This window comes from Dokdonella sp., assembly GCF_035511235.1.
Lineage (GTDB): Bacteria > Pseudomonadota > Gammaproteobacteria > Xanthomonadales > Rhodanobacteraceae > Dokdonella.
Window position 1 is genome coordinate 150331 of record NZ_DATKFQ010000033.1, and the last position, 9706, is coordinate 160036.

Here is a 9706-nt window from a genome sequence, read left to right on the forward strand (position 1 = left end):
TGGCACGATGCCGCCGGCCCGGTCGAGCGGTACGGCATCGGCACGGTCACCGCGCGATTCGGATCTCGATGCGCTCGTCGCGCGAACGCGAACGTCGGAGGCTCACGCCCCGGCCGGGTGCAGCCGATCGATGCCGGGTTCGCTGCCCGCCCACATGCCGTGGCGGGACCGCTCAGCCCATCGACGTCCGTGCGTCGTGATCGCCAGATCGCGAACGAATGGACGCTTCGCATCGTTCGATGCGAATTGCCGGATGCTCGATGCAGCGAGCGACGGCGAAGATCGTGGCGCCTGCAAGCATCGTCTGCCGGGGATCGTGCGCGGCGCATCGCGATCGGCGCACGCGGCCGGCCTCACTCCGGCGCCAGCGGCGCGAACAGCTCGGCCAGGTCCGACTCGTCCAGATGCAGCGCACCGGTGCCGGCGCCCTCGAGCACGGCATCGGCGAGGCCGGCCTTGCGCGCCTGCAAGGCCTGGATCTTCTCCTCGACCGTGCCGGCGCAGATCAGCTTGTACACGAACACCGGCTTGTCCTGGCCGATACGGTGCGCTCGGTCGGTGGCCTGTGCCTCGACCGCGGGATTCCACCACGGGTCGTAATGGATCACCGCGTCGGCCGCGGTCAGGTTGAGACCGGTGCCGCCGGCCTTGAGGCTGATCAGGAACACCGGCGCCTCGCCGTCCTGGAAACGGCGCACGAGGTCGGCGCGGGCGCCACCCGGGGTCTGGCCGGTCAGCATCAGATGGGAAACGCCGCGCGCATCGAGCGCTTCGGCGATCAGCGCCAGCATCTGCGCGAACTGCGAGAACACCAGCACGCGCCGGCCCTCGCCGATCAGCGTGTCGAGCCGCTCGAGCAGGGCTTCGAGCTTGGCCGAGTCCTCGGTGCGGCGCGCGCTGTCGAGCTTGACCAGGCGCGGGTCGCAGCAGACCTGACGCAGCTTCAGCAGCGCGTCGATCACGACGATGCCCGATTGCGCCAGGCCGCGTTCGCGCATCGCCTCGCGCACGCGTTCGTGCTGGGCCAGCCGCAAGGTCTCGTAGAGCTCGCGCTGGGCGCCTTCGAGCTCGAGCCGCTGCACGATCTCGGTCTTCTCCGGCAGCTCGGTCAGCACGTCCTCCTTGCGCCGGCGCAGCAGCAGCGGCGCGATGCGCCGCGACAGACGCTGGCTGCGGTCGGTGTCGCCGTGCTTCTCGATCGGCACGCGGTAGAAGCGCGCGAACTGCCGCTCGCTGCCGAGCAGGCCCGGCTCGACCGCGTCGAACAGCGCCCACAGCTCGCCGAGGTGGTTCTCCAGCGGCGTGCCGGTCATCGCCAGGCGGCGCCGCGCCGGAATCTCGCGCACGACCTGGGCGGCCTGGCTGCGCGCGTTCTTGACCGACTGCGCCTCGTCGAGGATCACCAGCGCGAACGCGGTCGCGGTCAGGCGCTCGCGGTCGCGCGGCAGCAGCGGGTAGGTCGTGATGACCAGATCGTGGCCGGCGATCGCATCGAAGGCACGCGCACGCCCGGCGCCGTGCAGCGTCAGCACCGACAGCGATGGCGCGAACCGGTGCGCCTCGTCCTGCCAGTTGCCGATCAGACTGGTCGGCGCGATCACCAGCGCCGGCGCGTCGAGGCGGCCGCGCGCCTTCTCGTCGAGCAGGTGCGCGAGCACCTGCACGGTCTTGCCGAGCCCCATGTCGTCGGCGAGCACGCCGCCGAGCCCGGCGTCGGCCAGGAAACCGAGCCAGGCCAGGCCTTCGCGCTGATACTCGCGCAGCACGGCCTGCAGCCCGGCCGGCGGTTCGACCGCGCGGCGTGCCGTGGCCAATGCGTCGCGATTGGCACGCAGGCGGTCGCCGCCGGCCCAGTGCAGGCCGGCCTCGTCGCCGGCCGCGAGCAGGCTGGCGGCCGCGCTGCGGTGCACGGTCAGGCGCTCGCCGCGATCGGCGTCGATCCATTCGAGCAGCGGTCCGACCAGCGCGCGTACGCGCGCCAGCGGCAGCTCGACGCTGCGCCGCTCGTCGATCGGCACGCGCAGCGCGGCGTCGCGGCGCTCGCCGCGGCGCGGCGCCAGCGAGAAGCGCGGGTCGGTCAGCAGGCGGCGCAGGATCGGCAGCAGATCGACGCGCTCGCCGCCGACGTCGATGCCGAGCGCGACGTCGAACCAGGGCGTGCCGGTCTCGGCCAGATCGGCGTGCCAGTCGTCGATGTCGAGCAGCTCGTCGCGCGGAAAGCCCTCGGCGTAAACCACGTGCACGCCCTGCTCGACCAGCTGCTTGACGACCGGCTTCCAGGCATCGGGCGCCAGCGGCGGGCGCTGCTCGGCCGGCTGCAGCAGGAAATCGGCATGGACGGCCTCGTCTGCGCCGGCCACGACTGGCAGGTCGGCCTCGACGAGACCGACCTGCTCGAGCAGATCGAGGATCTGGCGCTCGTAGCTGCGGTCGCGCTGGATCTCGACCAGTTCGCCCTCGTGCAGCAGGCGCGTCGTCGCCGCCGCGGCCGGCGCAACGCGCACGCCGCCGTAGTCGAACGCCAGCCGCGCGCAGCCGGCGCTGACCAGACGCAGCCGGAGCGCCTGACGCCACGGCACGTCGACCGTGCGCAGCGTCAGCTCGGCGACCGGCGTGACCTCGATGCGGCGCAGCGCCCGCACCGCCGGCGCCGGCAATGCCGCGGCGGCGCTGCGCGTGCCGAGCGTGCGGCGCACGGTCTCGGCGTTCTCGGGCGCGACGCGCGGCGCGCCCTGGACCAGATCGACCCAGGCCGGCGATGCCTGCACCAGACCGAAGCGATGCGCCTCCGGCAGGAAGTACCACAGCCCGGCGCCGCGCAGCAGCGTGGCCGGGCCGGTCGCTTCGATGCCGATGTCGAGCACCTGGCTGCCGTCGGCCAGATCCTTCCAGGCGAGCACCGGCTTGACCGGCTCGGCCAGCGTCCAGGCGCCGTGCGCCGGCTTGTCGACGTAGACGCGATGGCGCCGCGCGAGCTCGGCGAGCGCCTGCTCGAGCGCGCGCGTATCGATCGGCACGAACGGACCGTGCCGCCCCTCGGCGCGCCCGAGCAACAGGCCGAGCGCGACCGCATCGGCGACCGGCCAGCCGCCGGCCGGTGCCGGCACCGGACCGCCGACGTCCATCACCAGCGGCTGCGGATCGACCAGGCCGCTGCTGCGGCTCTTGGCCGGGCGCAGCCAGACCGGTGCCGCTTCCAGACGCGGCTGCGGCACGCCCGGTGCGCCGCGCAGCAGCAGCGCGAACACGCGCCCCGGCTCGGCGACCGCGGCGGCGTGATCCTCGTCGACGGCTTCGAGCCGGCTCAGCCAGCGCGCCCAGTCGTCCTCGTCGGTCGGTGCCGGCGCCGATGCCGATGCAGCGGCGGCCTTCGCCGCAGGCGGCGGCCGCGCGGGCGTCAGCGCCGGCCAGCTCGACGGCGGCCGCCGCTCGGCGTGGAGCAGCACGGCGACGGCGTGCTTGCAGTCGTAGGTGACCGGGCATTCGCACTGGCAGAGCCAGTCGCCGGCGTCGGCATGCGCGGTCAGCGAAACGACGGTGCGGTAGACGTTGCCGTGCTGGCCGCGGACCTCGGCTTCGAGCCGGCCGCCGCCCTCGCGCGGCCGATACGCCAGCGCGCGCAGCCGACCGTTGCGGAAATAGGCGTTGCCGCGCTGCAGCGCGCCCGGATCGAAGCGTTCGCGCCATCCGCCCTGGGCCAGAATCCGCTGCAGTGCCGCCGTATCCACCAAGCCGTCCGCTCCGGGGAAACCGTTGATTGTCGCACGAGCCGGCCCGACGTCCGTCATCGGTCCTCGCGCGATGCCGCTGCGCGGTGCCGCCCGTGGCGTGCACGGGCCGTTCCGGCGACAATGGGCGGCTACCTGCATCCGCTTACATCCCCTGTGCGCTCCGCCTGCCGCCGGCGCCGTCACCTCTGGAGGAATCCATGGCAGAACCCACCCTCACGCCGCCGGCCGACGGCGCCAAGATCACGATCGCCGACGGCGTCCTCACCGTCCCGAACAACCCGATCATCCCGTTCATCGAAGGCGATGGCACCGGTCCGGACATCTGGGCCGCCTCGGTGCGCGTGCTCGACGCCGCGGTCGCCAAGGCCTACGGCGGCGCACGCAAGATCCACTGGCTCGAGGTCTACGCCGGCGAGAAGTCGTTCAACGAGTTCGGTACCTGGCTGCCGGATGCCACCGTCGCCGCCTGCCGCGACTACCTGGTCTCGATCAAGGGACCGCTGACGACGCCGGTCGGCGGCGGCATCCGCTCGCTCAACGTCGCGCTGCGCCAGATGCTGGACCTGTACGCCTGCGTGCGTCCGGTGCGCTGGTTCAAGGGCGTGCCCTCGCCGGTGCGCGACCCGTCCAAGGTCGACATGACGATCTACCGCGAGAACACCGAGGACATCTACGCCGGCATCGAGTTCCAGGAAGGCAGCGACGACGCGAAGAAGTTCGCGGCGCTGCTCAAGGAGAACTTCCCGGACCGCTACAAGAAGATCCGCTTCCCGGAGACCTCCGGCTTCGGCATCAAGCCGGTGTCGAAGGAAGGCACCGAGCGCCTGGTCCGCGCGGCGATCCAGTACGCGATCGACAACGACCGCAAGTCGGTGACGCTCGTGCACAAGGGCAACATCATGAAGTTCACCGAAGGCGGATTCCGCGACTGGGGCTACGCGCTGGCGCAGCGCGAGTTCGGCGCGGTCGAGCTCGACGGCGGCCCGTGGTGCACGCTCAAGAATCCCAAGACCGGCAACGACATCGTGATCAAGGACGCGATCGCCGATGCGTTCCTGCAGCAGATCCTGCTGCGTCCGGCCGAGTACGACGTGGTCGCCACGCTGAACCTCAACGGCGACTACCTGTCCGACGCGCTGGCCGCCCAGGTCGGCGGCATCGGCATCGCGCCCGGTGGCAACGTCAACTACGTGACCGGGCATGCCGTGTTCGAGGCGACCCACGGCACCGCGCCGAAGTACGCGGGCCTGGACAAGGTCAATCCGGGCTCGGTGATCCTGTCCGGCGAGATGATGCTGCGCTACATGGGCTGGACCGAGGCGGCCGACGCGATCATCGCCGCGATGGACAAGGCGATCGGATCGAAGAAGGTCACCTACGACTTCGCGCGCCTGATGGACGGCGCGACCGAGGTCAAGTGCTCGGAATTCGCCGACGAGCTGATCAAGCACCTCTGACCGCGCGCGCGGTGTTCACTTGAAGAGGCCGCCCATGGGCGGCCTCTTCGTTTTCGCGGCGCGGCCCGAGAGCCTCGCCCTGTCGGAGCCGTTCGCCGGGCGCGCCGCAGCATCGGTCCGCAGCGCGGCGGCGCGTGCCCGGCCGCGCGACGCGCGGCGGCCCGCATGTCCGCCGCAACGCCGGTCGGACGTTCTAGACTGCCGCGAACGGCGGCCCTCCGGCCGCCGGATCCGATGGAGTCCGACGATGAGCCAGGTGCCCAGCGGTCCCGACGGCACGCCCGTGCGCGCGGCGGCGCTGATCCTCGACGCATTCCTCGACTACAACGCGCGCTACTCGGACATCACGCGGCGCGCCAAGCGCTGGTTCGAGCGGCGCAGCTGGCGGCAGGCGCAGATCGACACGGTCTGGCGTCTGGACCTCTACGAGGAATGCCTGGCCGAGACGCTCGGCCGGCTCGAGCTGCTGCTCGACGAGCGCGTGCGCTCGCGCCCGCTGTGGCAGCGCATCCGCGACGCGTTCGAGCTGCAGGTGGCGCCGTACCTGGACCGCGAGCTCAGCAAGACCTTCTTCAATTCGCTGTCGCGGCGCTTCTTCCACACCGTCGGCGTCGCCGCCGACATCGAGTTCGTCGCGCTCGACCGCGAATCGACCGCGCACGTCGCCGAAGCCACGTCGCGCACGCGCTACCGGCTGCGCGACGCGCCGGCCGAGGCGATCGAACAGGTGTTCGCCGACGTGCCGTTCGCGTGCGGCTATGCCGAGGCCGCCGCCGACGCGATGCGCGTGGCGGCCGCGTGCGAGGCGCAGCTGCGCGAGCACGACGGCGGTGCGGCGATCGCGATCGAACTGCTGCCGACCCCGTTCTTCCGCGAGCGGCGCGCCTATCTGGTCGGCCGCCTGCTCGGCGAACGCGCCGAGCTGCCGCTGGCGATCGCCCTGGTCAGCACCGCCGAGGGCGTCCGCGCCGACGCGGTGCTGACGCGCCAGCAGCAGATCTCCACGCTGTTCGGCTACACGCGCAGCTACTTCCTGGCCGATCTGCCGACCGTCACCGACACGGTCGTCTACCTGCACGGCTTGATGCCGCACAAGCCGATCGAAGAGCTCTACACGGTGCTCGGCCGTGCCAAGCAGGGCAAGACCGAACGCTACCGGCACCTGTTCCGCCATCTGGCCGCGCATCCCGAGGAACGGCTGGTGCGCGCCGACGGCGAGCGCGGCATGGTCATGGCGGTGTTCACGCCCCGCGGCTATCCACTGGTGTTCAAGGTGATCCGCGACCGCTTCGCGTATCCGAAGGACATCGGCCGGCGTCAGGTCGAGGAGAAGTACCGCCTGGTGTTCCGTTACGACCGCATCGGCCGCCTGGTCGATGCGCAGGAGTTTCGCTATCTGCGCTTTCCGCTGGCGCAGGTCGATCCGCCGATGCTCGAGGAACTGCTCGCCGAATGCGCCGAGACGGTGACGGTCGACGGCGACGACCTGGTCGTCGCGCACTGCTACGTCGAACGCCGGCTGCGGCCGCTCAATCTCTACGCGCGCGAGGCCGATCCGGACGCGGCGCGCGCGGCCGTGCTCGACTACGGCCAGGCGATCAAGGACCTGGCGCGCAGCAACATCTTTCCGGGCGATCTGCTGCTGAAGAATTTCGGCATCACGCGCGGCGGGCGCGCAATCTTCTACGACTACGACGAACTGTGCCTGGTCGAGAGCTGCCGCTTCCGCGCATTGCCCGAGGCCGCCGCCGACGACGAGACGCGTCCGCTCGAGGACTGGTTGTCCGTACGCGAGAACGACGTCTTTCCGGAGCAGTTTCCGCGCTTCCTCGGCATTCCGGCCGAGCTGCGCCAGGCGCTGATCGCCGCGCACGGCGAGATCTTCGATCCGCGCTGGTGGCAGGCCGTGCAGGACGGCATCGCGGCCGGCGACTATGCCGACGTGCCGCCGTATCCGCCGTCGGCGCGTTTGACTGAGCAAGACGCGGATGAGGATCTCTAAGAGCCCGCGTGCTTCGCATTCCGATCCGCGAAGCACACCATGAAGCGCCGTCGATGATTAGCTGTTCTTCGGAGTAGAACGAAAAGTGAGGCGCGCCGTCTGGCCATGCCCCCAAGGCGTCTATGAAAGACTGATTCGTTCACTCTCTCGCCGGCACCTGCCAACGTGTAGAAGTGCATGTTCGTGACCGATCCCTTCGTCACCCGCATGCGCCGACCCTGACCGTAGTAGGTGTAGCCTCCGCCGTGCCACCGGTCGTCATCGACTGCACCCGGTTGACCACAGATGCCAGTTTGGGATCAATCTTCACCACATGCCAGCCCAGCCGATCCTGAGTAACCGGCCTAGTCTCTATCCAGTCAGACAGGGCCTTTGGTTGACCAGAAAAAGAAACGCGCCTTTAACTTCCTTGAAGTTTTAAACGTGACGCGCGCGCCTTCGCTCAATAGTGACCTTCATCACATCGGTCATTAAGCAACAGATACTAAATGCTCGTATCTTTCTCCCTAAAAATGCGACCAGGCTCCCTTATTTTTACTAAAAAGTACCTTATTAAACAAGGCATGAAATTAAGAAGGTTAATTTTATATAGAGAAAAGCCGGCCACACCTGAGACTTCTTCGCCTACGGGAGCGCCCTCCTCCGACTTCCATATCTCTTCAATGTAATACCTCGACTTTATATAGCAAACATTAGACTGGAGCTCATTCTCTCTCATTCTTTGATCAAGTTTGAGAAAAACCTTGGACTTCGCCTCTAGTCCATCCTTGGCACTTATATAGAAGGTTGACAAGAACCCACAACACATTTCGTTTCTGTACCTTACAAATATGCCCTCCACTATAATTTTGTATATCGACGTCATTTTCGCTTCATTTCCTCGTTAAGCCGGCTCTCATCTACTCTCCCGCCCACTCTAAAAACCCCTTTAAATTCACCGATTCCTCTTTTAGAAAAGTTCGGTATATCAGAACCAGTTTTTTCGTTCATGAAATTTATAACCCCATTCGTCCTGTCAATATCATCACCCGTTGCAGGCCGCGGTGCAGCGTCCGGAAGGTACTCAGCTGCATCAGCCAAATTATCTAAGAAAGTGGATGCAGCGAGCGCAGCACCACCGAGCCTTCCCCAAAACGAGTGGCCAATCTGGCCTTCTGTCTGATAGTGCGGCAATCCTTTCGCTCCATCTTCGAGTTCGTGTGCCGCGTGCTTCATTCTGTCTCCGTTGGGGAACGCCGCTCTCTCAATCTGGCTAGAGATCTGCCTCCGTGCACCCAGCACATTCTCACCCGATCTGCGGGCGAGCACTGCTTGTTCTTGGCTTAGTGCGGCAACTTTTCTCATTCCCGTTGCGGTGAGTCTAACGAGATATGCAACTTTGCTAGCCTGCCCATCCGGATCAACGAACTTATAAGGATTATTGTTGGCATACCAATACCGATTGAAGCTGCCCGGACTAGCCGCGACCGGATCGACTGCAAGGAACCTTCCTGCGTACGGATCGTAGTAGCGCTGCTGCATGTAGCTCAGACCGGTCGCGAAATCCGTGTAATGGCCGCATAGCGCAATCCGCGCCTGCTCAATCAACACACCCTCGCTGCGTACGCTGTAGACCACCTGCAGCAGCGAGGCGCGCAGCAGTCGCTCCGGAGGGATCGACTCACGGCCCGTTCGCGTAACGCGAGCCCAACAACCCATCCATGTCCTTCAGGATCGCATCGACCAGCACGCGCAGCTTGCGGATCGGATGATCCCGCGGCACTCGCTCTTCCACCGACACGTACGAGAACATCCCAACTGCTGTACGTCCGATCCGCGCATGCCTCATCGACCCATGATTGATGGAGGCTATGATTGTCGCTCGGGTGGGGCGTTTCTCAACAGCCTGCTAAGTCACGCTCAGAAACCAAATAACGTCACAAAAATCATGTGCCGCCCGCCCCAATTCATCTACCAACTCTAATGTTGGTTACAATAGATCCTGTTGCATCTAGATAATAATAATAAGCACCACCCCTGACCCTTCTGTTCTTCATCATAAATACAACCTCAAGTCCATCACTATTCTCATTGCAATAAGCCACCCCTGCCTTTACATAATCTAGATGAAAACCCTTGCCTTCCAAATCAATTACTGACGAGGCTATCGCCTTGGCGCAAGCATAACTAATAACAGAATCATCACCACGGGCCTCCGAGTTACCAGAAAGCATGGGCAACAGTAAAAGCGCGGCGTTCACCATTCTCTTCATAAACCCTCACTCAATTCGCCGTATCGAGGCTTAGTCTCAACTTCCAAGCGCAACACCCAGGAACGGATAGGGTGTCGCCATGGCAAGACAGTATCAGCATCTGAGTGGAGAGGAACGCGCGGTGATCCAGATCGAGCGGAGGAATGGATCATCGCTGCGTGCGATCGCTCGTGGTCTGGATCGGGACGTGTCGACGGTCTCGCGCGAGCTGGCGCGTAACGAGGTAGAGATGGAGCCGGGGAAGCGGGTTCGCTACGAGGCGAA

The 9706-nt window shown here is 66.3% G+C and carries 7 protein-coding genes; 3 read left to right on the top strand and 4 right to left on the bottom strand.

Annotation, left to right across the window (positions count from 1 at the left end; all coding sequences use genetic code 11):
• Nucleotides 1-353: 353 nt before the first annotated feature.
• Nucleotides 354-3728, bottom strand: coding sequence for a DEAD/DEAH box helicase (locus VMR06_RS13710; protein ID WP_325377207.1), 3375 nt, complete (start codon nt 3726-3728; stop codon nt 354-356).
• A 200-nt stretch (nt 3729-3928) separates the two neighbouring features.
• On the opposite strand from VMR06_RS13710, the gene icd reads away from it, so the two are divergent.
• Both icd and aceK read left to right on the top strand, forming a co-directional pair.
• Entirely contained in the window at nt 3929-5188 is a 1260-nt protein-coding gene (gene icd, locus VMR06_RS13715; protein ID WP_325377209.1) for an NADP-dependent isocitrate dehydrogenase, read from the top strand.
• A 247-nt stretch (nt 5189-5435) separates the two neighbouring features.
• Complete coding sequence (gene aceK, locus VMR06_RS13720; protein WP_325377212.1) at nt 5436-7190, top strand: bifunctional isocitrate dehydrogenase kinase/phosphatase; 1755 nt, start codon at nt 5436-5438, stop codon at nt 7188-7190.
• Nucleotides 7191-8051: 861 nt separating this feature from the next.
• On the opposite strand, the gene VMR06_RS13725 is transcribed toward aceK, so the two are convergent.
• The 3 genes from VMR06_RS13725 to VMR06_RS13735 all read right to left on the bottom strand — a co-directional run bounded on the left by VMR06_RS13725 (nt 8052) and on the right by VMR06_RS13735 (nt 9430).
• A complete protein-coding gene (locus VMR06_RS13725; protein ID WP_325377214.1) occupies nt 8052-8780 on the bottom strand; it encodes an RHS repeat-associated core domain-containing protein in 729 nt (242 codons plus the stop codon).
• Nucleotides 8781-8850: 70 nt separating this feature from the next.
• Nucleotides 8851-8982 carry a hypothetical protein gene (locus VMR06_RS13730; protein WP_325377216.1) on the bottom strand — a complete coding sequence of 44 codons (132 nt, stop codon included), beginning with the start codon at nt 8980-8982 and terminating at the stop codon, nt 8851-8853.
• Nucleotides 8983-9136: 154 nt separating this feature from the next.
• Complete coding sequence (locus VMR06_RS13735) at nt 9137-9430, bottom strand: hypothetical protein (RefSeq protein WP_325377218.1); 294 nt, start codon at nt 9428-9430, stop codon at nt 9137-9139.
• Between the two features lie 91 nt (nt 9431-9521).
• On the opposite strand from VMR06_RS13735, the gene VMR06_RS13740 reads away from it, so the two are divergent.
• A partial coding sequence (locus VMR06_RS13740) for a helix-turn-helix domain-containing protein (protein WP_325377220.1) occupies nt 9522-9706 on the top strand: 185 nt, incomplete at its 3' end.

What these genes read in the sequence shown, in the direction of transcription:
- icd (WP_325377209.1), top strand. Translation starts at nt 3,929, where the DNA reads ATGGCAGAACCCACCCTCACGCCGCCGGCCGACGGCGCCAAGATCACG.
- aceK (WP_325377212.1), top strand. Translation starts at nt 5,436, where the DNA reads ATGAGCCAGGTGCCCAGCGGTCCCGACGGCACGCCCGTGCGCGCGGCG.
- VMR06_RS13730 (WP_325377216.1), bottom strand. Translation starts at nt 8,982, where the DNA reads ATGTTCTCGTACGTGTCGGTGGAAGAGCGAGTGCCGCGGGATCATCCG.